At 70.0% G+C, this 23945-nt stretch carries 21 protein-coding genes and 1 pseudogene; 15 read left to right on the top strand and 7 right to left on the bottom strand.

Annotated features, from left to right (window positions below):
• Positions 1-266 precede the first annotated feature (266 nt).
• The 3 genes from JOE59_RS09695 to JOE59_RS09685 are packed head-to-tail and all read left to right on the top strand — an operon-like array spanning position 267 to position 2942.
• A complete protein-coding gene (locus JOE59_RS09695) occupies positions 267-1094 on the top strand; it encodes an ABC transporter ATP-binding protein (protein ID WP_374191136.1) in 828 nt (275 codons plus the stop codon).
• Positions 1070-2644: a hypothetical protein gene (locus tag JOE59_RS09690; RefSeq protein WP_204460137.1), complete on the top strand. Its 1575-nt coding sequence runs from the start codon at positions 1070-1072 to the stop codon at positions 2642-2644. The genes JOE59_RS09695 and JOE59_RS09690 overlap by 25 nt, the downstream gene beginning before the upstream one ends.
• 10 nt (positions 2645-2654) lie before the next feature.
• On the top strand, positions 2655-2942 hold the full coding sequence (locus JOE59_RS09685) for a DUF3039 domain-containing protein (protein WP_074261323.1): 288 nt from the start codon (positions 2655-2657) through the stop codon (positions 2940-2942).
• A 7-nt stretch (positions 2943-2949) separates the two neighbouring features.
• Here JOE59_RS09685 and JOE59_RS09680 read toward each other — a convergent pair whose 3' ends face one another.
• The gene (locus JOE59_RS09680; RefSeq protein WP_239560887.1) at positions 2950-4224 is read right to left on the bottom strand and encodes a nicotinate phosphoribosyltransferase; all 1275 of its coding nucleotides are present in this window, start codon (positions 4222-4224) and stop codon (positions 2950-2952) included.
• Between the two features lie 100 nt (positions 4225-4324).
• On the opposite strand from JOE59_RS09680, the gene murI reads away from it, so the two are divergent.
• The 3 genes and pseudogenes from murI (at position 4325) to rdgB (ending at position 6558) form a co-directional block, all read left to right on the top strand.
• Entirely contained in the window at positions 4325-5170 is an 846-nt protein-coding gene (murI, locus tag JOE59_RS09675; protein ID WP_204460133.1) for a glutamate racemase, read from the top strand.
• Positions 5167-5941: pseudogene (gene rph / locus JOE59_RS09670) on the top strand (ribonuclease PH). The gene murI and the pseudogene rph overlap by 4 nt, the downstream one beginning before the upstream one ends.
• A gap of 5 nt (positions 5942-5946) precedes the next feature.
• Positions 5947-6558 (top strand): RdgB/HAM1 family non-canonical purine NTP pyrophosphatase, encoded by a 612-nt coding sequence (gene rdgB, locus JOE59_RS09665; RefSeq protein ID WP_204460130.1) that lies wholly within the window; start codon positions 5947-5949, stop codon positions 6556-6558.
• Between the two features lie 106 nt (positions 6559-6664).
• Here rdgB and JOE59_RS09660 read toward each other — a convergent pair whose 3' ends face one another.
• Positions 6665-6913, bottom strand: coding sequence for a WhiB family transcriptional regulator (locus tag JOE59_RS09660; protein ID WP_022893204.1), 249 nt, complete (start codon positions 6911-6913; stop codon positions 6665-6667).
• Between the two features lie 204 nt (positions 6914-7117).
• Here JOE59_RS09660 and JOE59_RS09655 point away from each other — a divergent pair, with 204 nt between their 5' ends.
• Positions 7118-7585 (top strand): hypothetical protein, encoded by a 468-nt coding sequence (locus JOE59_RS09655; protein WP_239560185.1) that lies wholly within the window; start codon positions 7118-7120, stop codon positions 7583-7585.
• Positions 7586-7646: 61 nt separating this feature from the next.
• On the opposite strand, the gene bcp is transcribed toward JOE59_RS09655, so the two are convergent.
• The 3 genes from bcp to aroA form a co-directional block, all read right to left on the bottom strand.
• A complete protein-coding gene (gene bcp / locus JOE59_RS09650) occupies positions 7647-8123 on the bottom strand; it encodes a thioredoxin-dependent thiol peroxidase (RefSeq protein ID WP_204460128.1) in 477 nt (158 codons plus the stop codon).
• A gap of 78 nt (positions 8124-8201) precedes the next feature.
• Positions 8202-9290, bottom strand: coding sequence for a ribosome small subunit-dependent GTPase A (gene rsgA, locus JOE59_RS09645; RefSeq protein ID WP_204460126.1), 1089 nt, complete (start codon positions 9288-9290; stop codon positions 8202-8204).
• On the bottom strand, positions 9287-10657 hold the full coding sequence (gene aroA, locus JOE59_RS09640) for a 3-phosphoshikimate 1-carboxyvinyltransferase (protein WP_204460124.1): 1371 nt from the start codon (positions 10655-10657) through the stop codon (positions 9287-9289). The genes rsgA and aroA overlap by 4 nt, the downstream gene beginning before the upstream one ends.
• 112 nt (positions 10658-10769) lie before the next feature.
• Here aroA and JOE59_RS09635 point away from each other — a divergent pair, with 112 nt between their 5' ends.
• The 3 genes from JOE59_RS09635 (at position 10770) to JOE59_RS09625 (ending at position 13999) form a co-directional block, all read left to right on the top strand.
• The gene (locus JOE59_RS09635) at positions 10770-11447 is read left to right on the top strand and encodes a sigma-70 family RNA polymerase sigma factor (protein ID WP_204460121.1); all 678 of its coding nucleotides are present in this window, start codon (positions 10770-10772) and stop codon (positions 11445-11447) included.
• Positions 11444-11695, top strand: a complete 252-nt coding sequence (locus JOE59_RS09630) for a zf-HC2 domain-containing protein (protein ID WP_074261315.1) — start codon at positions 11444-11446, stop codon at positions 11693-11695. The genes JOE59_RS09635 and JOE59_RS09630 overlap by 4 nt, the downstream gene beginning before the upstream one ends.
• Before the next feature lie 72 nt (positions 11696-11767).
• The gene (locus JOE59_RS09625; protein ID WP_307837018.1) at positions 11768-13999 is read left to right on the top strand and encodes an MMPL family transporter; all 2232 of its coding nucleotides are present in this window, start codon (positions 11768-11770) and stop codon (positions 13997-13999) included.
• Between the two features lie 71 nt (positions 14000-14070).
• Here JOE59_RS09625 and JOE59_RS09620 read toward each other — a convergent pair whose 3' ends face one another.
• Positions 14071-17853: a multifunctional oxoglutarate decarboxylase/oxoglutarate dehydrogenase thiamine pyrophosphate-binding subunit/dihydrolipoyllysine-residue succinyltransferase subunit gene (locus JOE59_RS09620; RefSeq protein ID WP_204460119.1), complete on the bottom strand. Its 3783-nt coding sequence runs from the start codon at positions 17851-17853 to the stop codon at positions 14071-14073.
• A gap of 142 nt (positions 17854-17995) precedes the next feature.
• On the opposite strand from JOE59_RS09620, the gene guaB1 reads away from it, so the two are divergent.
• From guaB1 to JOE59_RS09600, 4 genes are all read left to right on the top strand, one after another.
• Positions 17996-19435, top strand: coding sequence for a GMP reductase (gene guaB1, locus JOE59_RS09615; protein ID WP_204460117.1), 1440 nt, complete (start codon positions 17996-17998; stop codon positions 19433-19435).
• Between the two features lie 136 nt (positions 19436-19571).
• A complete protein-coding gene (locus JOE59_RS09610; RefSeq protein WP_204460114.1) occupies positions 19572-20900 on the top strand; it encodes a hemolysin family protein in 1329 nt (442 codons plus the stop codon).
• Positions 20897-21934: a hemolysin family protein gene (locus JOE59_RS09605; protein ID WP_204460112.1), complete on the top strand. Its 1038-nt coding sequence runs from the start codon at positions 20897-20899 to the stop codon at positions 21932-21934. The genes JOE59_RS09610 and JOE59_RS09605 overlap by 4 nt, the downstream gene beginning before the upstream one ends.
• Positions 21935-22027: 93 nt before the next feature.
• A complete protein-coding gene (locus JOE59_RS09600) occupies positions 22028-22402 on the top strand; it encodes a VOC family protein (protein WP_204460110.1) in 375 nt (124 codons plus the stop codon).
• Between the two features lie 24 nt (positions 22403-22426).
• Here JOE59_RS09600 and JOE59_RS09595 read toward each other — a convergent pair whose 3' ends face one another.
• A complete protein-coding gene (locus JOE59_RS09595) occupies positions 22427-23065 on the bottom strand; it encodes an HAD family hydrolase (RefSeq protein ID WP_204460107.1) in 639 nt (212 codons plus the stop codon).
• A gap of 23 nt (positions 23066-23088) precedes the next feature.
• On the opposite strand from JOE59_RS09595, the gene JOE59_RS09590 reads away from it, so the two are divergent.
• Positions 23089-23934, top strand: coding sequence for an ADP-dependent NAD(P)H-hydrate dehydratase (locus JOE59_RS09590; protein ID WP_204460105.1), 846 nt, complete (start codon positions 23089-23091; stop codon positions 23932-23934).
• The last annotated feature ends 11 nt before the right edge of the window (positions 23935-23945 follow it).

The following is a 23945-nucleotide window of genomic DNA, read 5'->3' as shown; positions in this document are numbered from 1 at the left end:
TCCGCTCCGAGATCGACGAGGAGACCGTCGAGCGCGCGCCGAGGCGCCCGGCTGCAGCCGCCGCGGCAGTCACGGTTGCGGCAGCCGCCGCCGAGGCCGCCGCCGCCGAGGCAGCCGCCGCTGAGGCCGTCGTGGCCCCGGCGCCAGTCGTCGCAGAAGCATCCAGCGCCGCCGCCCCGCCCGTCGAGGCCTCGCCGCCGGTCGAGGAGACGAGCGGCACCGCGGCATCCGGCAGTTCAGCTCAGGCCGTCGCCGTGATCCAGCCCGTGAAGAAGCCCGCTGCGCGGAAGAAGCGCTCGCTGCGCCCGGCCCGCAGCGCACCGCCGGCGAGCGCGCCGAAGGTGCTCGCGATCGAGGGGCTCGTGAAGAAGTTCGGCGAGAACACCGCCGTCGACGGCATCAGCCTCGATGTGCGCGCCGGTTCGTTCTTCGGCATCGTCGGTCCGAACGGCGCCGGCAAGACGACGACCCTCTCGATGGTCACGGGCCTCCTCCGCCCCGACGCGGGCACGGTGCGCATCCACGACATCGACGCCTGGGCGCACCCTCAGGCGGCCAAGCGCGCCACCGGCGTGCTGCCCGACCGGCTGCGGCTCTTCGACCGGTTGACCGGTGCGCAGCTCCTCTACTACTCGGGGGAGCTCCGCGGGCTCGACAGTCGCACCGTGCGTGAGCGCAGCGCCGACCTGATCGCGGCATTCGGCCTCGACGACGCCGTTGACCGGCTCGTCGCCGACTACTCCGCGGGCATGACGAAGAAGATCGCGCTCGCCTGCGCCATGATCCATTCGCCTCGCCTCCTCGTGCTCGACGAGCCGTTCGAGTCCGTCGACCCCGTCTCCGCCGCGAACCTCACCGAGATCCTCGAGCGCTACGTCGCGGGCGGTGGCACGGTCGTGCTCTCGAGCCACGGCATGGACCTCATCGAGCGCGTCTGCGACTCGGCGGCGATCGTGGTGGCCGGGCGCGTGCTCGCGGCGGGCACACTCGACGAGGTGCGTGCCGGGCAGACCCTCGAAGACCGATTCGTCGAGCTCGCCGGCGGACGCAAGGCTGCGGAAGGCATGGAATGGTTGCACAGTTTCTCCGACTGAAACTGCGACTGCTCGGCAACATCTTCCGGCGCAGCACCTGGCAGGTCGTCGGCATCGTCATCGGACTGATCTACGGACTCGGGCTGGCGGCACTGCTGTTCGCCGGACTCGTCGGGCTGCGCTTCAGCGATGACGTCGAGATCATCCGCAGCGCATTCGTCGTCGCCGGGTCGCTCACCGTGCTCGGATTCATCGTCGTTCCGTTGATCTTCGGCGTCGACGACACGATGGACCCGCGGCGCTTCGCACTCTTCGGGCTGCCCGACCGCACACTCGCGATCGGGCTCGCCGTCGCCGCCGTCATCGGCGTGCCCGCCCTCGTGCTCGCCCTCGTGCTGCTCGGAACGGTCGTCACGTGGTCGCGCGGCGTCGGCGAGACCCTGCTGGCGATCATCACCGCAGCGATCGCCTTCGCCACCTGCCTCCTGCTGGCCCGCGTCTCGACCGGCATCGCCTCCCTGCTGCTCGCCACCCGTCGGGCGCGCGAACTCAGCGGCGTGCTCGGGCTGCTCCTGATCGTCATGGCGTCGCCGATCATCGTCGTGCTCGTCTCGGTCGACTGGGCGAGCTCTGGCGTCTCGGTCATGGAGTCGATCGCCGCGGTGCTCTCGTGGACGCCGTTCGGCGCGGTCTTCGCGGTGCCCGGCGATGCCGCCGCCGGGCAGTGGGGCGCCGCGATCGTGAAGCTGCTCATCGCCGCCGCGACGCTCGCGGTCATCTGGTTCGCCTGGCAGGCCCTCGTGGCCAAGATGCTCGTGACCCCCGGCCGTGAGGCCTCCGCGAAGAGCTACCGTGGACTCGGCTGGTTCGACCGGATGCCGCAGGGCGCCGCCGGTGCCGTCGCCGCACGAAGCTTCACCTACTGGTTCCGCGACGCCCGCTACTGGGTCTCGCTCATCATGGTGCCGATCGTGCCGGTCATCGTCATGGTGCCGCTCAGTCTCGCCGGCGTGCCGACCGAGTACCTCTGGCTCATCCCGGTGCCGCTCATGTGCCTGTTCCTCGGCTGGAGCCTGCACAACGACACCGCCTACGACTCCACGGCCATCTGGCTGCACGTCGTCTCCGGCGTGCGCGGGGTCTCCGATCGACTCGGCCGCCTCGTGCCCGTGCTGATCGCGGGCGTGCTCGTCATCGGCCTCGGCAGCGCGGTCACGGTGTTCGTGCTGAACGACTGGAGACTGGTGCCGTCCCTCCTCGGAGTCAGCACGGCACTCCTCCTCGGCGGGCTCGGTGTCGGGTCGATCACGTCGGCCCGATTCCCCTACCCGGCCGTCAAGCCCGGTGACAGCCCGTTCCAGCAGCCGCAGGCGACCGGAACGATCACGGCGCTCGTGCAGACGGTCACGATGCTCGGTTCGCTGCTCGTCGCACTTCCGGCCGTGGCGTTCGCGGCGGCCGGCATCTTCGTCGACCCGGCGTGGCACGCGGCATCCCTCGCCTCGGGGGTCGCCCTCGGACTCGCCGTGCTCGCGATCGGCGTGATGGCGGGCGGCAGGGTGTTCGACCGTCGGGGCCCCGAGATCCTCGGTGCCGCGATCCGCGCGTAGAATCGATCGCATGATCTCCTCCGTGCGCGCGAGCATCGCCGACCCCGGTTCCCCCGGCGGCGGTACCGACGTTCTCGACCGCGAGCTCGAGAAGCTCCTGAACGAAGAGGCCATCGAGCCCGGCGATCACGAGCGCTTCTCGCACTACGTGCAGAAAGACAAGATCCTGCAGTCGGCCCTCACCGGCAAGCCCGTGAAGGCGCTGTGCGGCAAGAAGTGGACCCCGGGGCGCGACCCCGAGAAGTTCCCCGTCTGCCCGACCTGCAAGGCGATCTACGAGAAGATGAAGGCGGAGTAGCCGCAGCTCAGAGGTAGGTCGTCGGGATCACCGGTTCGCCGCGGCCCAGGCGGAACGCCTCAACCGGCAGTTCCTGCATGACCGTGGAGCGGTGGGCCCGTGCAGCCTCGGTGCCGGCCTTGCCGAGGAATGCCGGGTCGGCTTCGCCGCCGGTCATCAGCTGCACCATGAGCGGTCGCAGCTGGTCGTCGGCTTCGTACTCGGCCTCGCCGTCGGGGCCGTCGCCGACGAAGACGAGCTCTTCACGAGCGGTACGGGTCGAATCGAGGCGTCGTGCGGCGTTCTTGCGGCCGCCGACGCTCGCCTTCTGCGTCGATGCCTTCGCGACCGACACCCAGTCACCGGCGTCGTCGCGGCGTGCGACGAGCTTGAACACCATTCCGGCGGCCGGGAACCCCGAGCCGGTCACGACGGCGGTGCCGACGCCGTACGCGTCGACCGGTGCCCCCGAGAGGCCGGCGATCGTGAACTCGTCGAGGTCGCTCGTGACGGTGATGCGCGTGTCGACGGCGCCGAGGGTGTCGAGCTGCTCGCGCACGGCGGCGACGACGGTCGGCAGATCGCCCGAGTCGATGCGCACGGCGCCGAGCTCGGGGCCGGCGATCTTCACGGCGAGCTCGACGCCCTTCGTGATGTCGTAGGTGTCGACGAGCAGGGTGGTCTTCGGCCCGAAGGCCTCGACCTGAGCGCGGAACGCCCCCTCTTCGGTGTCGTGCAGCAGGGTGAAGGCGTGCGCGGCCGTGCCCATGGTCGGGATGCCCCAGGTGCGCCCGGCCTCGAGGTTCGAGGTGGCGTCGAAGCCCGCGATGTACGCGGCTCGGGCAGCGGCGACGGCCGCACGCTCGCTGGTTCGCCGCGAGCCCATCTCGGCGATCGGGCGGCCGAGGGCGACGGAGACCATGCGGGCGGCGGCGCTCGCGACCGAGGAGTCGTAGTTGAGGGTCGAGAGCACCACGGTCTCGAGCATCACGGCCTCGGCGAAGCTCGCCTGGATCGTGAGCAGGGGAGAGCCCGGGAAGTACGCCTCGCCCTCGCGGTAGCCCCAGATGTCGCCGGTGAACCGATAGTCGGCGAGCCAGTCGAGGGTCGCGGGTCGCACGACCTCGTGTTCGCGCAGCCACTCGAGCTCGGCCTCGTCGAAGCGGAAGCGCTGGATCAGCTCGAGCAGGCGGCCCGTGCCCGCGACGATGCCGTACCGCCGCCCGTCGGGCAGGCGCCTCGCGAATGCCTCGAACAGGCTCTCGCGATGCGCGGTGCCGTCGAGCAACGCGGCATCGACCATCGTCAGTTCGTATCGGTCGGTGAAGAGCGCTGCTGAGCCGGTCACCCGGACAGCCTATCGAGGAGGGCGCGTTCAGCGGGGAGCGCTACGCTTGCATGTCGTGACGGATGCACCGATCGGGATCTTCGACTCCGGGGTCGGCGGGCTCACCGTCGCCCGGGCCGTGAAAGACCAACTGCCCAACGAGTCGATCCTCTACATCGGCGACCTCGAGCACTCGCCGTACGGCCCGAAGAAGATCGCCGACGTGCGCGGCTACGCCCTCGCGGTGCTCGACGACCTCGTGGCACAGGGCGTGAAGATGCTCGTGATCGCGTGCAACACGGCCTCCGCCGCGATGCTGCGCGACGCCCGCGAGCGCTACGACGTCCCCGTCGTCGAGGTGATCCAGCCGGCCGTGCGCCGGGCCGTCGCGACGACGAAGACCGGCCGGGTCGGCGTCATCGGCACCGCCGGCACGATCTCCTCGCGCGCCTACGACGACGCGTTCGCCGCCGCTCCGCACCTGGAGCTCTTCTCGCAGGCGTGCCCGAGATTCGTCGAGTTCGTCGAGGCGGGTGTCACCACCGGCGATGAACTGCTCGCCATCACCGAGGAGTACCTCGCCCCGCTGAAGCGGGCGCGCATCGACACCCTCGTGCTCGGCTGCACGCACTACCCGTTCCTGAAGGGCGCGATCTCCTACGTCATGGGCGAGGAGGTCTCGCTCGTCTCGAGCGACGTCGAGACGGCGAACGACGTCTACCGCGTGCTCGTCGGCACGGGTGCCGAGCGCCGCGCCGCGACCCCGCCCAGCTACCGCTACGAGGCCACGGGCCGCTCCACGAGCGCGTTCCTCGACCTCGCCCACCGACTCATCGGCCCCGAGATCCCGAGCGTCGAGCTCGTGCAGACCGGTGCCGTCACGATCCCAGACCACGTACGGCTTCGACAGGAGAACGCATGACCGAGGCATCCGAGCCCACCACCATCATCCGCGCCGACGGGCGCACCGCCGACCAGTTGCGCGAGGTGACCATCGAGCGCGGCTGGAGCGAGCACGCGGAGGGCAGCGCCCTCGTCTCGTTCGGCAAGACCAAGGTGCTCTGCACGGCGTCGTTCACGAACGGCGTGCCCCGCTGGATGAACGGCAAGGGCAAGGGCTGGGTCACCGCCGAGTACTCGATGCTGCCCCGCGCCACGAACACGCGCAACGACCGCGAGGCCGTCAAGGGCCGCATCGGGGGGCCGTACCCACGAGATCAGCCGCCTCATCGGCCGGAGCCTGCGCGCCGTCGTCGACATGAAGGGTCTCGGCGAGAACACGATCCAGATCGACTGCGATGTGCTGCAGGCAGACGGCGGCACCCGCACGGCCGCGATCACGGGCGCCTACGTGGCGCTCGCCGATGCGATCGAGTGGGCACGTGACAAGAAGTTCGTCGGCCAGCGCGCCCAGCCGCTCATCGACACCGTCTCGGCCGTCTCGGTCGGCATCATCGACGGCACGCCGATGCTCGACCTGGCCTACGTCGAGGACGTGCGTGCGGAGACCGACATGAACGTCGTGGCGACCGGCCGCGGCCTCTTCGTGGAGGTGCAGGGCACCGCCGAGGGCGCGCCCTTCGACCGCCGCGAGCTCGACTCGCTGCTCGACCTCGCCCTCGCGGGCACCGCGGACCTCACGCGCATCCAGCAGCGCGTGCTCGCTGAAGCCGTCGCCGCAGCGGGGGAGTGACGCCGATGAGTCTCGAGGTCGTGCTCGCCACCCACAATCAGCACAAGGTCGACGAGTTCCAGAAGATCCTGGGCGAGCGGATGCCGGGGCTCACGGTGCTCGCCTACGACGGGCCCGAACCCGTCGAGGACGGCACGTCGTTCGAGGAGAACGCCTTCATCAAGGCGCGTGCCGCTGCGGCGCACACCGGACGCATCGCCCTCGCCGACGACTCCGGCATCGCCGTCGACGTCATGGGAGGTTCACCCGGCATCTTCTCGGCCCGTTGGGCGGGACCGGGCAGGGGGGCGCAGGCGAACCTCGACCTGCTGCTCGCGCAGCTCGGCGACATCCGAGATCCGAATCGCCGTGGTCACTTCCACTGCACCATCGCACTCGTGGTGCCCGAAGCCGCCGGCGGGCCGCACGAGTACGCCGCGGTCGGGCTGTGGCCCGGACGCATCGCGCTCGAGGAGTCGGGGGCGCACGGGTTCGGGTACGACCCGATCTTCGTGCCGGAGGGTTTCGAGGTCTCCGCAGCGGAGCTCGCGCCCGAGGTGAAGAACACGCACAGTCATCGGGCTCGGGCGTTCTCAGCGCTCATCCCCGAGCTCGAGCGGATCATCGCGGCTCGGTGAGTCGCGGGGTCGCCGAAGGTCGTGACGCGTCGGCGAACGGGCAGGGCCGTCAGCCGTGCGAAACGGTGAGCGGAAACGGCGGCCGGGTCGACCGGCCGCCGAGTCGCTAGGAGGCGCGGCGGGCGCGTGCGGCGCGGCGCTTGAGGGCGCGGCGCTCGTCTTCGCTGAGGCCACCCCACACGCCCGAGTCCTGGCCGGTCTCGAGGGCGTACTGCAGGCAGATCTCGGTGACGGTGCAGCGACCGCACACGGTCTTCGCCTTCTCGATCTGGTCGACGGCGGGACCGGTGTTGCCGACCGGGAAGAAGAGTTCCGGGTCTGCGGTGAGGCAGGCGGCCTTGTCGCGCCAATCCATATGGGGATGCTCCTTGCGGGGTGTACTTCGATTGCAGACGCGCACGATTGCGCTTGCCGAAACCGGCTGCTGCAGGGGGAAAGCCGAATCTCGGGAAGTAGGATCAGTGACTGATCGGCTCACGTCCCTGTGAGCATCAATTCGGCCTCATAAATGGTCGCATAGCGGAGAGATCGAATCAATAGCTGTGTATGGGATAACCCTGTGAATCGGCGCGACGACGCCTCCCTCGAGGCGCGAGACGGCTCGCCCGAGCGGCACGAAACTCCCGAGTCGGGTGTGCGGGTCGCGCTCATCGTCGTGAGCGTGCTGCTCCTGCTCGAGGCGGCGGCGATGATCGCCCTCGTGATCTGGCTCGTGATCGACCTGTTCTCGCTCGAACCGTCGTCGTACACGACGGCGATCGCACTGCTCGTGCTCGTCGCGATCGGCGCGATCTGGGTCGTGACGGTCGCCGTCGGTTCGATCCGTCAGGCGCCGTGGTCGCGCGCAGCGGCCATCGTCTGGCAGATCCTGCAGGTGTCGGTCGCGGTCGGCGCCTTCCAGGGCCTGTTCGCCCGGCCTGATGTGGGATGGGCGCTCCTGGTGCCTGCGATCACCGTCATCGGCCTGCTGCTGTGGACGCCGGTGCGCCTGGCGTACACCCGCCCCGAGGATCACGCCGCGGCGTGACCCCCGGAGTCGGGCTGGTGCATCTGCTGGTCGGGACCTGCTGGTCGGGGTCTGTGCCGACTCAGCCGTCGAGGCCGAGGTCGCGGCGCAGCCGCGCCACGTGGCCCGTCGCCTTGACGTTGTAGAAGGCACGCTCGATCGTGCCGTCTTCGGCGATCACGAAGGTCGACCGGATGGAGCCGACGACGATCTTGCCGTAGAGCGCCTTCTCGCCCCAGACGCCGTACGCCTGCTGCACGGCGAGGTCGGTGTCGGAGAGCAACGTGTAGGTCAGCCGGTCGCGAGCCGCGAACGCGGCGAGCTTGGCCACGTCGTCCTTCGAGACGCCGAGCACGCGGATGCCCGCGCTTCCGAACGAGTTCAGGTTGTCGCGGAAGTCGCACGCCTCGGTCGTGCAGCCGGGGGTCATCGCCTCGGGGTAGAAGTAGAGCACCACCTTCGAACCGCGAAGGGCCGAGAGGGTGACCGGTTCGCCGTTCTGGTCGAGCAGGGTGAAATCTGGAGCGAGGTCGCCGGGGGCGAGTCGTGCATCGGTCATGCCTCAATGGTAAGCACGTCGACGGATGCCCCGGGGCCGCAGAACGCCCGCAGGGGGCACGGCAGGCTCATCGCAGCCTCAGACCGCGGCGCCGCCCGCGAAGGTCGTCAGCAGGCGCTGGAGCGATTCGAGGCGGGCCGCACCGGTCTCGCCGAGCTCCCCGGCCTCAACGGCCTCGACGATGGCGCAGTCGGGGGCGTCGGGCAGGTGCGTGCACCCGCGGGGGCAACGCTCGGCGAGGCGGTCGAGGTCGGTGAAGGAGCGCAGGATGTTCGCACGGTCGACGTGGCCGAGGCCGAACGAGCGCACGCCGGGCGTGTCGATCACCCAACCGGTCCCGGTCGCCGCATCGGGCACGTCGGCAGCCGGCAGGTCTGCGGCATCGAAGCGCAGCCACACCGTCGACGAGGACGTGTGGCGGCCCCGGCCGGTGACGACGTTGACGTGCCCGGTGGCGCGCTTCGCGCTCGGCACGAGGGCGTTCACGAGCGTGGACTTGCCGACGCCCGAGTGGCCGACGAACACGGTTCGGTGGCCGACGAGCACGCGGGCGATCTCGTCGAGCGGCATCTCGTGCTCGCCGCTCAGGAAGACCGTCAGGTCGAGACCGGCGAAGTTGCGCAGGAACTCGGCGGGGTCGGCGAGGTCGGTCTTGGTGATGACGAGGAGCGGGCGGATGCCGGCATCGAACGCCGCGACGAGATATCGATCGAGCAGGCGGATGCGCGGTTCGGGATTCGCCGCCGCGACGACGATGAGCATCTGGTCGGCGTTGGCGACGATGACGCGCTCGACCTCGTCGGTGTCGTCGGCGCTGCGTCGCAGCAGGGTGGTGCGCTCGCCGACCCGCACGATGCGCGAGAGGGTGCCCGGCTCGCCGGAGGTGTCGCCGACGAGGTCGACGTGATCACCGGTGACGACCGACTTGCGGCGAAGCTCGCTCGCGCGGGCCGCCGTGATCACGCGTTCGTCGGGACCGTTCTCGTCGATCAGCACGCTGTAGCGACCGCGGTCGACGCCGATCACCATGCCGGCGACCGCATCGGCGTGCTCAGGTCGCTGCTTCGTGCGCGGCCGGCTGCCGCGCCGGCTCGGCCGCACGCGCACATCCGACTCGTCGAACTCGGGCTCGTCGTCCTCGTCGTCGTCGGTGCTCCACCAGGTCATGCCAGCATCTGCTCCCAGAGCGCGGTGAACTGCGGGAGGGTCTTGCCGGTCGACGCGATGTCGTCGACGACGACGCCGGGCACGGCGAGGCCGATGATCGCCCCGCTCGTGGCCATGCGGTGATCGGCGTAGGCGCGCCACGGTCCGCCGTGGAGCGGGGCGGGGTCGATGCGCAGGCCGTCGTCGAGCTCGGTGACCCGGCCTCCGAGACCGTTGATCTCGGCGGTGAGGGCGGCGAGACGGTCGGTCTCGTGGTGACGGATGTGGCCGATGCCGGTGATCGTCGACGGTTCGTCGGCGAGGGCCGCGAGCGCGACGAGGTTGGGCGCGAGTTCCCCAGCCTCGGAGAGGTCGAGGTCGACACCGCGGATGCCTCGGCGGCTGCCCTCGCCCGGCTCGGGCGCGTGCACCGTGAGCCGGTCGCCCTCGACCACGACGCGAGCGCCGAACTTCGGCAGGATCTGTGCGAGCTGCGCCCCCACCTGCGTGGTCTCGGCGGGCCAGCCCGTGATGGTGACGGAGCCGCCGGCGACGAGTGCAGCGACGAGGAACGGCGCGGCGTTCGAGAGGTCGGGCTCGATGTCGACGTCGATCGCGCGGATGGCGCCGGGTGCGACGACCCAGCGACCGGGCTCGGGGCTCGTCACCTCCACGCCGCGGGTGCGGAGGGTCTCGACGGTCATCTCGATGTGGGGCAGGCTCGGCAGCCGCTCGCCCGAGTGGCGCAGGTCGAGTCCGTGCTCGAATCGCGGGGCCGACAGCAGCAGTGCCGACACGAACTGGCTCGACGCCGATGCGTCGATCTCGAGTGCGCCGCCGCCGATCGCCCCGGTGCCGTGCACCGTGAACGGCAGCGTGCCGCGCCGGTCGTCGTCGAGGTCGACGCCGAGGGCGTGCAGCCCGTCGATCACGCCGGACATCGGGCGACGTCGGGCGTGCTCGTCGCCGTCGAACATCGTGGGGCCGAGTGCGAGTGCGGCGACGGGCGGCAGGAACCGCATGACCGTACCGGCGAGCCCGCAGTCGATCGTGGTCGAGCCGAGCAGTTCCTCGGCGGGGGTGACGCGGAGGTCGTCGCCGAATCCGCCGTGCCCCGGCACTCGCTCGAACCCGGTGCCGAGCGAGCGCAGACCCTCGATCATGAGTTCGCTGTCGCGCGACCACAGCGGCGCGCGCAAGGTCGACGGCCCGTCGGCGAGTGCCGCCAGCACGAGCTCGCGATTCGTGAGCGATTTCGAACCGGGCAGACCCATGATCGCGGAGAGCGGGGCCACGGCGACCGGAGCGCGCCAGCCTTCATCCGTCTCGGTCTCTCTGGCGTCGCCGTACGGATCGAACTCAGGCTCGGAATACTTCGAAATCAGCATCGGTTATCAACAGTAGCGTCCGGAAACGCGGAAGGAGTCGGTGTTGCGCATGTCGACAGGAGTGCTCGAACGCCCCGCAGTGGTCGGGGTCGACGATCTAGGATTGCGGGTGATGACTGCCGATCAGATCGACGCGACGCCGAACGACCCCGTGGCCGCCGACTCCGGGGGCGAGACCCCCGAAGTCGAGGAGGCGGCACGGCCGCTGAGCGAGCTCTTCGAAGAACAGGCGCTGCCGTTCATCGACCAGCTCTACGCCGCCGCCCTGCGCATGACGAAGAACCCGGCCGATGCGCAGGACCTCGTGCAGGAGACGTTCGTCAAGGCGTTCGCCGCGTTCGGGCAGTTCACCCAGGGCACCAACCTGAAGGCGTGGCTGTACCGCATCCTCACGAACACCTTCATCAACAGCTACCGCAAGAAGCAGCGCGAGCCCTATCAGGGCACGATCGACGATCTCGAGGACTGGCAGCTCGGCGGTGCCGAGTCGACCACGGCGCGGGCGAGCCGCTCGGCCGAGGCCGAGGCCATCGACCACCTGCCCGACAGCGCCGTGAAAGACGCACTGCAGGCGCTGCCCGAGGACTTCCGGCTCGCGGTGTACTTCGCCGACGTCGAGGGCTTCTCCTACCAGGAGATCGCCGACATGATGAACACCCCCATCGGGACCGTGATGAGCCGTCTGCACCGTGGCAGGCGCCTGCTCCGCGAGTCCCTCGCCGACTACGCCCGCGAACAGGGATTCGCAGCGGGCGAGAAGGCGGCCAAACCCACCAGGAGCAAGAAATGACCGACTGCGGCTGCGACAAGGCCAGGGCCGAACTCGAGGAGTACCTGCACAACGAGCTGCGGGCGGCGGATGCATCCGACATCCGCGAGCACGTCGCGAACTGCGCCGACTGCCAGGCGGAGCTGCGCGTCGGCGTTGCGATCACCGAGGTCGTGCAGCGTGCATGCCGCGAGAGCGCACCCGAGCAGCTGCGGGTGCAGGTGCTCACGCAGATCCGGCTGTACCAGTCGACGCACACCGTCGCCTGACGGGTTCGTGCGGCGCACTCTCAATCGTTCGTTCGATGCGGGCGATGACGTTCGAGCCATAGCGTCGAGGATGTGATCGACAACTCCGACCGAACGCCGAAGCAGCGCGTGCCCACGTGGCTGCGCGTCACCATTCCCGCCGCCCTCATCCTGATCTGGTTCGCACTGTTCGGTGCCGGAGGTGCCGCGTTCGGTTCGCTGAGCGACGTCTCGACGAACGACCAGGCCCAGTTCCTTCCCGCGTCGGCCGAGGCCACCGAGGTGACCGAGCTGCAGGAGGGGTTCCGAGACTCCGACGACATCCCGGCGATCGTCGTGATCTCCGGCGACGAGGAGCTCGACGACGACCAGCTCGCGGCGATCGACGACCTCAGGGACGAACTGCTCGCGGTCGACGGCGTGAACGCCGAGGGCGCGTCCCCCGTGCTGCCGTCGGACGACGGCGTCGCCGTGCAGATGATCCTGCCGATCGAGAAGGTGGAGGGCGGCGAGAAGCCGGCCGAGATCGTCGCGGAGGTGCGCGCCGTGCTGACGGAGAACCCCGTCGACGGCACGACGTCGGCCGTCACCGGTCCCGCGGGCTTCACCGCCGACCTCTCCGCCGCGTTCAGCGGAATCGACGGCCTCCTGCTCGCCGTCGCCCTCGCCGCGGTCTTCCTCATCCTCATCGTGGTGTACCGCTCGCCCCTGCTCCCGTTCATCGTGCTCTTCACGAGCCTGACGGCGCTGTGCGCCTCGGTCTTCACGGTCGTGGCACTCGCACGCGCCGACATCCTCCTGCTCTCGGGGCAGACCCAGGGCATCCTGTTCATCCTCGTGATCGGTGCCGCCACCGACTACGCGCTGCTCTACATCTCGCGCTATCGCGAGGCACTCGCACAGCACGAGCGCAAGTGGGACGCCACCTGGGCGGCACTGAAGGGCTCGTGGGAGCCGATCGTGGCCTCGGGTGGCACCGTCATCGTCGGGCTCCTGATCCTGCTCGTGAGCGAGTTGACCTCGAACAAGGTGCTCGGGCCGGTCGCGGCGATCGGCATCGTCTTCGCCGTGCTCGCTGCGCTGACGCTCCTGCCCGCGCTGCTCCTCTGGGCGGGTCGCGCGGCCTTCTGGCCGAGGAAGGTCGCCCACGTCGGCGACGCGACCGAGGTGCACGCCCGCCATGCCGCAGGCGTCATCGACGCGTCGGCACCCGACGAGGCGGACCTGCCCGATCGCGGTATCTGGGCGGGCGTCGGCCGACTCGTCTCGAAGCGTCCGCGCACCGTCTGGATCGTGTCGGTGCTGGCGCTCGGCGCCATGTCGCTCGGACTCGCGCAGCTCGACGCCGACGGCGTCGCCTCGAGCGAGTTCGTACTGGGCGAGTCGCAGGCGCGCGACGGCCAGGCGATGCTCGGCGAGCACTTCCCAGCAGGATCGGGCACGCCGGCGATCGTCATCGGCCCGGAGGACGAGCTGCAGCAGATGGCGGATGTCGCGCTCGACACGGCGGGCGTGGACTCCGTCGCCGTGGTGAGCGCCGACTCGCCGGCCGGTAGCGCGCCGGTCACGAGCGACGGCATCGAGGCCTTCGGCCCGCCCGGAACGCCCGCGCCTGCGCCGACCGTCGTCGACGGCGAGGTGCAGTTGCAGGTGACCCTCACCGACCCGTCGGACTCGCTCGAGGCCGAGGCGACCGTCGAGCAACTCCGCTCCGACCTCGACGAGGTCGGCACCGACGTGCTCGTCGGCGGGCAGACCGCGGTCGCACTCGACACGAACGCGGCGGCGATCGCCGACCGCACCCTCGTGATCCCGCTCGTGCTCGCCGCGATCCTCGTGATCCTGATGCTCCTGCTGCGGTCCATCGTGGCGCCGCTCATCCTGATCGGCAGCGTGGTGCTCTCGTTCGCGGCGGCGCTCGGGGTCTCGGCCCTCGTGTTCGAGCACGTGTTCCACTTCCCCGGGGCGGACCCGTCGGTGCCGCTCTTCGGATTCGTGTTCCTCGTCGCCCTCGGTGTCGACTACAACATCTTCCTGATGACCCGGGTGCGCGAGGAATCGCTGCGGTTCGGCACGCGCTCCGGCATCATCCGGGGTGTGCGGCTCACGGGCGGCGTGATCACCTCCGCAGGGCTGGTGCTCGCAGCTACGTTCGCGGCGCTCGGCGTGCTGCCGATCCTGTTCCTCGCGCAGATCTCGTTCATCGTCGCCTTCGGCGTGCTGCTCGACACGTTCCTCGTGCGCACGCTCCTGGTGCCCGCGCTCGCGTACGACATCGGGCGCGCCATCTGGTGGCCGAGCCGGCTCGGGCGCGGCAAGGCCTGAGCAGGCGGAGACGACGAAGCGAGCGGATGCCCCGGGGCATCCGCTCGCTTCGTTCGTTTCGTGCTGCCGCGCTAGAGCGTGGTCGCGGTGCGCACCAGCTCGGCCTGCTCGGTGGCATGCCGCTTCGCGGAACCGGTGGCGGGCGACGCCGCTGCCGTTCGCGCGACGACGCGCACCGCGCGGTCGCCGAGCTTGTTCGTCTCGATGATGAAGTACGGCCAGGCGCCCTGGTTCTCGGGCTCGTCCTGCGCCCACATCAGCTCGGCGTTCGGGTACGAGTCGGCGACGGCCTTGAGCTCGCCGGCGGGCAGCGGGTAGAGCTGCTCGAGGCGCACGACCGCGACCTCGGTGTTCTGCTGCTTCTCGAGCTCGGTGATCAGGTCGTAGTAGATCTTGCCCGAGACGAACACGACGCGCTTGACGGCGGCCTTGTCGGCGATGCGGGCGTCGTCGATGACCGGTTCGAAACGGCCGCTCGTGAAGTCGGCGACCTCGCTCGTCGCGCCGCGGAGGCGCAGCATGGCCTTCGGGGTGAAGACCACCAGCGGACGGCGCGGGCGGGCGTAGGCCTGCCGGCGCAGCAGGTGGAAGTACGACGCGGGCGTCGACGGGCGGGCGACGGTCATGTTGTTCTCGGCGCAGAGCTGCAGGTACCGCTCGATGCGGGCGCTCGAGTGGTCGGGGCCCTGGCCCTCGTAGCCGTGCGGGAGCAGGAGCACGACGCTCGAGCGCTGGCCCCACTTCTGCTCGGCCGAGGAGATGAACTCGTCGATGATGGTCTGCGCGCCGTTCGCGAAGTCGCCGAACTGCGCCTCCCACATGACGAGGGCGTCGGCGCGCTCGACGGAGTACCCGTACTCGAAGCCCATCGCGGCGTACTCGGACAGCAGCGAGTCGTAGATCCAGAAGCGGGCCTGGTTCTCGGAGAGGTTCTGCAGCGGCAGCCACTCCTGGCCGTTCACCCGGTCGTGCAGCACGGCGTGGCGCTGCACGAACGTGCCGCGGCGCGCGTCTTGACCGGCGAAGCGCACCGGGGTGCCTTCGAGGAGGAGCGAGCCGAGGGCCAGCAGCTCGCCGAAGCCCCAGTCGACCTTGCCGTTGCGGCTCATGTCGAGGCGCTTCGTCAGGAGCTGCTGGATCTTCGGGTGCACCGTGAAGCCCGACGGCTTGTTGTTGAACGCGTCGCCGATCGCGTGCACGACGTCGGTCGAGACGCCGGTGGTCTCGAGTTCGCCCGCGACGGGTTCCTCGACTCGGGCCGTCTCGGTCGCCCCGATGATCGGGATCGCACCGGTCTGCGCCGCGTGCGTCTCGGCGAATGCGCGCTCGAGACGGTCTTGGAAGTCGCGGTGCGCCTCTTCGTATTCGACCTCGGTGATGTCGCCGCGACCGACGAGGGCCTCGGTGTAGAGCTTGCGCACCGAGCGCTTCGCCTCGATGAGGTTGTACATGAGGGGCTGGGTCATCGAGGGGTCGTCGCCCTCGTTGTGGCCGCGACGACGGAAGCAGACGAGGTCGATGACGACGTCGCGCTTGAACTCCTGGCGGTAGCGGAACGCGAGCTCGGCCACACGCACGACGGCCTCGGGGTCGTCGCCGTTCACGTGGAAGATCGGGGCCTGGATGGTCTTCGCGACATCCGTCGAGTAGATCGACGAGCGGGCGTCGCCCGGCACCGTTGTGAAGCCGACCTGGTTGTTGATGTTGACGTGGATGGTGCCGCCGGTGCGGTAGCCGCGGAGCTGCGACATCTGCATGGTCTCGAGCACGACGCCCTGACCGGCCATCGCCGCGTCGCCGTGCACGAGGATCGGCAGCGTCGAGAACGTGCCGATCGGCTTCCGGTCCTGCTTGGCGCGCACGATGCCCTCGAGCACGCCGTCGACCGCCTCGAGGTGCGAGGGGTTCGCCGCGAGCGAGACGGGGATCTGGTGCCCGTCATCGGCCGTGAAGGTGCCCTGGGTGCCGAGGTGGTACTTGACGTCGCCCGAACCCGAGAAGCCCTTCGACTGCTGGGTGCCCTCGAACTCGCGGAACACCTGGCCGTAGGTCTTGCCGGCGATGTTCGTGAGCACGTTCAGGCGGCCGCGGTGCGCCATGCCGATGGCGACCTCGTCGAGGCCCTCCTTCGCCGCGCCCTGCAGGATCTCGTCGAGCAGCGGGATGACGGACTCGCCGCCTTCGAGGCTGAATCGCTTCTGGCCGACGTACTTCGTCTGCAGGAAGGTCTCGAACGCCTCGGCTTCGTTGAGCTTGCCGAGGATGCGCATCTGCTCGTCGTGCGTCGGCTTCTCGTAGCTGCGCTCGACCTCGTTCTGGATCCACTTGCGCTGCACGGGATCTTGGATGTGCATGTACTCGATGCCGATGGTGCGGCAGTACGAGTCGCGGAGCACGCCGAGGATGTCACGGAGCTGCGCGGTGCGCGTGTCGCCGAAGCCGCCGGTGACGAACTCGCGGTCGAGGTCCCAGAACGTCAGGCCGTGGCTCGCGATGTCGAGGTCGGGGTGCGAGCGCTGCACGTACTCGAGCGGGTCGATGTCGGCCATCAGGTGGCCGCGCACGCGGAAGGCGTTGATGAGCTCCTGCACGCGAGCGGTCTTGTCGATCGCGCTCGCGATGTCGACCGAGATGTCGGGCGCCCAGCGGATCGGCTCGTAGGGGAGACGGAGGGCGGCGAAGAGGTTCTCGTAGAAGCCGCGCTGGCCGAGGAGCAGCTCGTGCACCTTCTTCAGGAACTCGCCCGAGCCGGCGCCCTGGATGACGCGGTGGTCGTACGTCGACGTCAGCGTGATCGTCTTGCCGATCGCGAGGTGCGCGAGCGTCTTCTCGGAGGCGCCCTGGAACTCGGCGGGGTACTCGAGGGCGCCGGCGCCGATGATGCAGCCCTGGCCCTTCATGAGCCGGGGCACGGAGTGCACGGTGCCGATGCCGCCGGGGTTGGTCAGCGAGACCGTGGCGCCGGCGAAGTCGTCGGCCTTCAGCTTGTTCTGGCGGGCACGCTGCACGAGGTCTTCGTAGGCCGTGAGGTACTCGTTGAACGTCATGGTCTCTGCGCGCTTGATCGCGGGCACGAGCAGGGCACGGGTGCCGTCGGGCTTCGGGATGTCGATCGCGATGCCGAGGCCGATGTGGGCCGGCTTGACGAGGCTCGGCTTGCCGTCGGGCTCCGCGTAGTAGACGTTCTGGCTCGGGAACTCCTTGAGCGCCTGGATGAGCGCCCAGCCGATGAGGTGCGTGAACGAGATCTTGCCGCCGCGCGAACGCCGCAGGTGGTTGTTGATCACGATGCGGTTGTCGATCATGAGCTTCGCCGGGATCGTGCGGACGCTCGTGGCGGTCGGCACGGTGAGCGAGGCGTCCATGTTGGCCGCGAGCGCCTTCGGCATGCCCTTGAGGGTGACGACCTCGTCTTCCTTCGGGGCGTCGGCCACGATGGGCTGCGGGCTCGTGACGGGCACATCGGCCGGCACGGGCTGCGTGCGGGGGGCGACCGACGTCGTGCGCGCGGCAGGCGTCTGCCCGATGACGGGCACGGGGGCAGTGGACGGCCCGGCGGTCGGTGCTGCGGCGGTCGATGCTGCTGCGGCCGTGGTCTCCGCGGGGGCAGCAGGCGCAGCCGGGGCTGCGTCAGGCGCCGGCGCGGCGGCGTCCGTCGCCGGTGCAGTGGTCGATGGGTCTCCGCCCTCGGTCTTCACCTGGCGGTAGTGCTCGAGCACCGGCCACCAGGTCTTGTCGACCGATTGGGGATCGACGAGGAACTTCTCGTACATCTCGTCGACGAGCCATTCGTTGGCTCCGTATTCGCCCGACGTCGTCTCGTCGGATCCCGACCCGGTCAATTGGCTCGACACAGCCTCTCGCCCACTCTCTCCATTGATGCTGGAATTACCTGCTTCGCGGTCTCGCCATACGCGCGGGCATGACGAATCACCGTCTCCCAGCCTAATCCCCTGAATGGGGCCGCGAGCACGGCACGGCGGTAGCGTGGCAAGCATGGAGTTCTACCGGACGACACCCAGCCACGACCTCACCTACTCGGACGTGTTCCTCGTTCCGAGTCGTTCCGCCGTCACGAGCCGCCTCGATGTCTCCCTCGCACCCGATGACGGGTCGGGTGCCTCCATCCCGCTCGTGTCGGCGAACATGAACTCGATCACCGGTCCGCGACTGGCCGCGACCCTCGCCCGCCGCGGCGGGCTCGGGGTGCTGCCGCAAGACCTGCACCTGCAGGATCTCGATGAGGCGATCCGCTCGGTCAAGTCGCAGTCCCCGCGCTTCGACACCCCGCACGGCTTCAGCCCGGATGCCACGGCCGCCGACGCACTCGAGGTGCTGCCGCCGATCGCGGGACACGGCATCGTGCTGCACGACGCCCGAGGCGAGTACGTCGGATGCATCCCCGCCGATCGCCTTGCGACGGCATTGCCCGACGCCCGCCTCGGCGACCTCGTGCACGGCGGGCTCGCCTCCCTCGACGCCGACGACGTGTCGACGCCGCGCCGGGCATTCGACCTCATGGTCGAGGCCGACCTCGAGTTCGCCCCGGTCGTCGAGCACGGGCGCGTCGTGGGCACCCTCAGCCGGCGGAGCGCGCTTCGCGGCACGATCTACGAACCGAACGTCGATGCAGAGGGGCGACTCCGCGTCGCCGCCGCGGTCGGCATCAACGGCGACGTCGCCGCGAAGGCGACGGCGCTCGCCGCCGCGGGGGTCGACATGCTCGTCATCGACACCGCCCACGGACACCAGGAGGGCATGCTCCGGGCCGTGTCGATCGTGCGCGACCTCGATCTCGGCATCCCGATCGTCGCCGGCAACATCGTGACCGCCGACGCGGTCGCCGACCTCGTCGAGGCCGGCGCAGACGTGCTGAAGGTGGGCGTCGGGCCCGGCGCCATGTGCACGACCCGCATGATGACGGCGGTCGGACGGCCGCAGTTCTCCGCGGTGCTCGAGACGGCGGAGGCCGCGCGCGAGCTCGGCGCCGCCGTGTGGGCCGACGGCGGGGTCCGCTACCCGCGCGACGTCGCTCTCGCGCTCGCCGCCGGGGCGGCGTCGGTCATGATCGGCTCCTGGTTCGCGGGCACGATCGAGGCTCCGGGCCTGCTGCGGCACGATGCATCCGGTCGCCTCTACAAGGAGAGCTGGGGCATGGCGTCGACGAAGGCCGTGCGCGAGCGGTTCGACCGCCTCTCGCCGTACGAGCTCGCGCGCAAGGAGCTCTTCGCCGAGGGCATCTCCTCGTCGGCGATCTCGCTCGATCCGCTGCGGCCCTCGATCGAGGACCTGCTCGACATGATCACCTCGGGGGTGCGCAGCTCGTTCACGTACGCCGGCGCGCGCACGCTCGAGGAGTTCCGCGACCGTGCCCTCGTCGGCATCCAGTCCGCCGCGGGATACGAGGAGGGCAAGGCGCTGCCGGTCAGCTGGTGAGCCCCGTGTGACGCTCCGGTTACAGCTGGGGGATCGGGCGGGACGCGCCGATATACTGAGGCGACAATGGACGATCCTCCTTCTGCCACTGCCCCCGGTCATAGACCCCCGCCCGTGACTGCTCGCGGAGGTGACGATGTCTGAGTGGATCCTCCTCGGCATCGGGCTCCTCCTCACGATCGGCACGGGCTTGTTCGTCGCCAGCGAGTTCGCCCTCGTCAATCTCGATCGGGCCGACCTCGAAGCACGGCGCGCGAGGGGTGAGACGAAGCTCGCGCTCACCATCTCGGCACTGAAGATCACCTCGACGCACCTGTCGAGCGCGCAGCTCGGCATCACGCTCACCACGCTGCTCACCGGCTACACGATGGAGCCGGCGATCTCGTCGCTCCTCTCGGGGCCGTTGACCGCCATCGGCGTGCCCGAGGCGTTCGTGCGCCCCGTCGGCACGATCACGGCGATCGTCGTGGCCACACTCCTGTCGATGGTGATCGGCGAGCTCGTGCCCAAGAACTTCGCGCTCGCCCTCCCGCTCGCGACCGCGAAGCTCGTGATGCCGTTCCAGACGGCGTTCACGTGGGTGTTCCGCCCCGCGATCTCGCTGTTGAACGGCAGCGCGAACGGAATCCTCCGATCCTTCGGCATCGAGCCGAAGGAGGAGCTCTCGGGCGCCCGGTCGGCCGAGGAGCTCTCGTCGCTCGTGCGCCGCTCGGCGAGCGCCGGAATGCTGGAGCAGGACACCGCGACCCTGCTCGGCCGCACCCTGCGCTTCGCCGAACACGACGCATCCGACGTCATGACCCCGCGCCCCCGGGTCGCCGCCGTGCAGCGCCAGGAACCCGCCGAGGCGGTGCTCGAACTCGCACGCACGACCGGGTACTCGCGCTTCCCGGTGTACGACGAGAACCTCGACGACGTCGTCGGCCTCGTGCACGTCAAACAGGCCGTTGCGGTGCCGCGGGAGAAGCGCTCGGACGTTCCGGCGTCGGCGCTGCAGTCCGACGCGCTCCGCGTGCCCGAGACGATGAAGCTCGACACCCTCCTCGGAGAGCTCCGTGGGCGCGGCTACCAGATGGCCGTCGTCGTCGACGAGTACGGCGGCACCGCGGGTGTCGCCACCCTCGAAGACCTCGTCGAAGAGCTCGTCGGCGAGGTCTCCGACGAGCACGACCGCACGCGGGCGGGCATCGTCCGCCGCGGCGACGACGTGAGCTTCCCCGGAATACTGCGACCCGACGAACTGCTCGAGCGCACCGGCATCCGCGTGCCAGAGAACGGAGACTACGAGACCGTGGCCGGATTCGTCATGGCCGAGCTCGGGCGACTGCCCGCGGTCGGCGACGAGGTGCTCATCGACGAGGGCACGCTCGTCGTGCAACGCCTCGACGGGCGTCGCATCGACCGCGTGCGGTTCGTGCCGAACCCGATGCCCGAAGCCGACGACCTCGACGGGGGAGAACGATGAGCGACTGGGCCGGCATCGCCTGGCTGATCGTGCTGCTCATCGCCAACGCCTTCTTCGTCGGCGCGGAGTTCGCGGTCATCTCGGCGCGGCGATCGCAGATCGAGCCGCTCGCCGAGCAGGGCAAGCGCAGCGCCAAGACCGCGCTCTGGGCGATGGAGCACGCCACGCTCATGCTCGCCATGAGCCAGCTCGGCATCACGATCTGCTCCCTGCTGATCCTGAACGTCTCCGAGCCCGCGATCCATCACCTGCTCGAGGTGCCGCTGCACCTCACGGGCTGGTCGGCCGAGGTCGTCTCGACGATCGCGTTCATCGTGACGCTCGTGCTCGTGTCGTACCTGCACGTCGTGTTCGGCGAGATGGTGCCGAAGAACCTGTCGTTCTCGGTGCCCGACCGCGCAGTGCTGCTGCTCGCGCCGCCGCTCGTCTTCCTCGCCCGCATCTTCAAGCCGATCATCGTCGCGCTGAACGCCACCGCCAACGGCGTGCTGCGGCTCTTCGGCGTCGAGCCCAAGAGCGAGGCGAACTCGACCTTCACCCTCGAAGAGGTGCAGACGATCGTGCACCAGTCACGGCGCGAGGGCGTGCTCGACGACGCGAGCGGCACACTGACCGCCGCCTTCGAGTTCACGACCAAGCGGGTGCAGGATGTCGCGGTGCCGCTCGATTCGCTCGTCAGCCTGCCGCCCGGCGCGACTCCGGCCGACGTCGAGCGAGCGGTGGCCCGTCGCGGGTTCTCGCGGTACCCGATCCTCGACGAGTCGGGAGAACCCGACGGCTACGTGCACCTGAAGGACGTGATCGACCTCGACGACGACGAGTTCGACGACCCGATCCCGGCCAAGCGCGTGCGTCGCCTCGTGTCGATCTACGCGGGCACCGACCTCGAAGACGCCCTGTCGACGATGCGCCGCCTCGGCACGCACGTGGCGCGCACCTTCGACGAGGAGGGCGCGACGACGGGCGTCATCTTCCTCGAGGACATCATCGAGGAGCTCGTCGGCGAGGTGCAGGACGCCACCCGACGCGGCTGAGCCGAGGTGGCCGGTGGTCTCCCGTATGGGGGACTGCCCGCCGCCTGCTGGCGCGCGTAAACTCCGCAGCAGTCACGAAAGTGAGGTGGCGTCATGTTTGAGTCTGCGCGCGCCTATTCGATTCTTCCGGCATCCGACCTCGAGCGGGCCGTCCGATATTGGAAGGACACCTTCGACCTCGACCCGGTCATGACCGACGAGACCGGGGTGCTCTTCGAGATCGGGGGTTCGCGCGTGCTCGTCTACGAGACGCAGTTCGCCGGCACCGCGAAGAACACCGCGTTCGGCATCGACACCGACGACCTCGAGGCGGCGATGTCGGAGCTCCGGTCGCGCGGCGTCGAGTTCGCCGACTACGACATGCCGGGCTTGAAGACCGTCGACGGCGTCGCCGATCTCGGCGGCGAGCGATCGGCGTGGTTCACCGACAGCGAGGGCAACATCCTCGCCATCGGTCAGCGGACCTGACCCGGCCGGAGGATCGCCGCAGCCTCAGGCGCGGCCGCGGAGCCAGGACTCGAGCGAGGCGGCATCCGTGAAGACGTGCCCGTCGCCGCCGACCGCCTTCGCGCCCTCGACGTTCTCGGCCTTGTTGTCGATGAAGACGAAGTCGGATGCCGCGATGCCGAGCTCGTCGATGACGTGCTCGTAGATCGCGGCATCGGGCTTGACGAGGCCCAGCTCGCCACTGACGAACACGCGCTCGAAGAGCGGCGCGAAGGAGCCGTGCCGAAGCCAGCCAGAGAAGTCCGCGCCGGCGTTCGACAGCAGCGCCAGGCGTGTGCCGCCCGCGGCGAGGGCGTGCAGCACGCCGAGCGTGCCGGGGTCGACCGAGAGCCATCCGCGGTGATCGAGCGCCCAGAGTTCGTGCACGTCGATCGGGGTCCACTCGGTGCCGAGGTCGGCCGCGACGGCCTGCCAGTACTCGGTGATCGACGTCGTGCCGCGGTCGAGGCCGAGGCGGTGCGCCCAGTACGACGCCCAGAACGGCGCGGCGTCGGCAGTGGCGCCCGCCCGGTCGACGAGGGCGGCACGGTCGGCGGCGGTCGGCTCGCGCGAGATGACCTCGCCGTAGTCGAACACGACGACGCGGGGAGCGAGGCTGATCGGTGCGGGAACAGTGGGAGTCATCCTCCTCAACCTATCGTTGGAGCATGGACACATGGCAGGAGTGGACCGCAGCCGACGCGGCCGAATGGATCGTCGCGCCGGTCGCCGATGACGACAAGTACTCGCGCGGCGTGCTCGGCATCGTCGCCGGCTCGCCCGAGTACCCGGGCGCAGCGGTGCTCGCCGTCGAGGCCGCGCACCGTGCCGGCCTCGGCATGGTGCGCTACACCGGCCCGCGTGCGGTGCGCACGGCGGTGCTCGCACGCCGACCCGAGACCGTCACCGCGCCCGGTCGCGTTCAGGCGTGGCTGGTCGGCTCCGGCATCGACATGGGTCGGCGCTCGTTCATGCTGCTCGGCGACCTGCAGGGGTCGCTCGCGTCCGGCCTGCCGGTCGTGCTCGACGCCGGTGCGCTCGACCTCGTCGGCACGCACACGGCACCAACGGTGATCACGCCGCACGCCAGGGAGCTCGCGGCGCTGCTCGCCTCGCGCGAGATCGACACGAGCATCGCGCAGGTGCGTGCCGCCCCGGCCGAGTGGGCGCTCAGGGCGGCGAAGGACCTCGGCGTCGCCGTGCTGCTGAAGGGCGCGGTGACCCACGTCTGCGACCCCGACGGCGTGCGATACACGGTCACGGCGCCGACGCACTGGCTGGCCTCGGCCGGCACGGGCGACGTGCTCGGCGGCATCCTCGGAGCGCTCGTCGCCACGCACCACGAGCAGCTCGCGACCGACGCCGGGGTGCTGAGCGCGCTCGCGGCGACGGCCGCGTGGGTGCACGGCGAGGCGGCGAGACGTGCGACGGCCGCGGTCGACGGCGGGCCGATCACGGCGCTCGACATCGCCGAGGCGATCCCGCCGGTCATCGGCGCACTGCTCGCGCCCTGAGACGCTCGGCT

It is taken from the genome of Agromyces cerinus (assembly GCF_016907835.1).
GTDB lineage: Bacteria > Actinomycetota > Actinomycetes > Actinomycetales > Microbacteriaceae > Agromyces > Agromyces nitratus.
The sequence above is the reverse complement of the archived record's forward strand: the minus strand, read 5'-3'. Positions and strand labels throughout refer to the sequence as shown.

Coding starts and splice junctions, on each gene's coding strand:
- JOE59_RS09590 (WP_204460105.1), top strand. CDS start 23,089: ATGGACACATGGCAGGAGTGGACCGCAGCCGACGCGGCCGAATGGATC.
- JOE59_RS09685 (WP_074261323.1), top strand. CDS start 2,655: ATGATCTCCTCCGTGCGCGCGAGCATCGCCGACCCCGGTTCCCCCGGC.
- JOE59_RS09680 (WP_239560887.1), bottom strand. CDS start 4,224: ATGGTCGATGCCGCGTTGCTCGACGGCACCGCGCATCGCGAGAGCCTG.
- JOE59_RS09635 (WP_204460121.1), top strand. CDS start 10,770: ATGACTGCCGATCAGATCGACGCGACGCCGAACGACCCCGTGGCCGCC.
- JOE59_RS09690 (WP_204460137.1), top strand. CDS start 1,070: ATGGTTGCACAGTTTCTCCGACTGAAACTGCGACTGCTCGGCAACATC.
- guaB1 (WP_204460117.1), top strand. CDS start 17,996: ATGGAGTTCTACCGGACGACACCCAGCCACGACCTCACCTACTCGGAC.
- JOE59_RS09595 (WP_204460107.1), bottom strand. CDS start 23,065: ATGACTCCCACTGTTCCCGCACCGATCAGCCTCGCTCCCCGCGTCGTC.
- bcp (WP_204460128.1), bottom strand. CDS start 8,123: ATGACCGATGCACGACTCGCCCCCGGCGACCTCGCTCCAGATTTCACC.
- JOE59_RS09610 (WP_204460114.1), top strand. CDS start 19,572: ATGTCTGAGTGGATCCTCCTCGGCATCGGGCTCCTCCTCACGATCGGC.
- rdgB (WP_204460130.1), top strand. CDS start 5,947: ATGAGTCTCGAGGTCGTGCTCGCCACCCACAATCAGCACAAGGTCGAC.
- JOE59_RS09660 (WP_022893204.1), bottom strand. CDS start 6,913: ATGGATTGGCGCGACAAGGCCGCCTGCCTCACCGCAGACCCGGAACTC.
- JOE59_RS09630 (WP_074261315.1), top strand. CDS start 11,444: ATGACCGACTGCGGCTGCGACAAGGCCAGGGCCGAACTCGAGGAGTAC.
- rsgA (WP_204460126.1), bottom strand. CDS start 9,290: ATGACCTGGTGGAGCACCGACGACGACGAGGACGACGAGCCCGAGTTC.
- JOE59_RS09600 (WP_204460110.1), top strand. CDS start 22,028: ATGTTTGAGTCTGCGCGCGCCTATTCGATTCTTCCGGCATCCGACCTC.
- aroA (WP_204460124.1), bottom strand. CDS start 10,657: ATGCTGATTTCGAAGTATTCCGAGCCTGAGTTCGATCCGTACGGCGAC.
- JOE59_RS09605 (WP_204460112.1), top strand. CDS start 20,897: ATGAGCGACTGGGCCGGCATCGCCTGGCTGATCGTGCTGCTCATCGCC.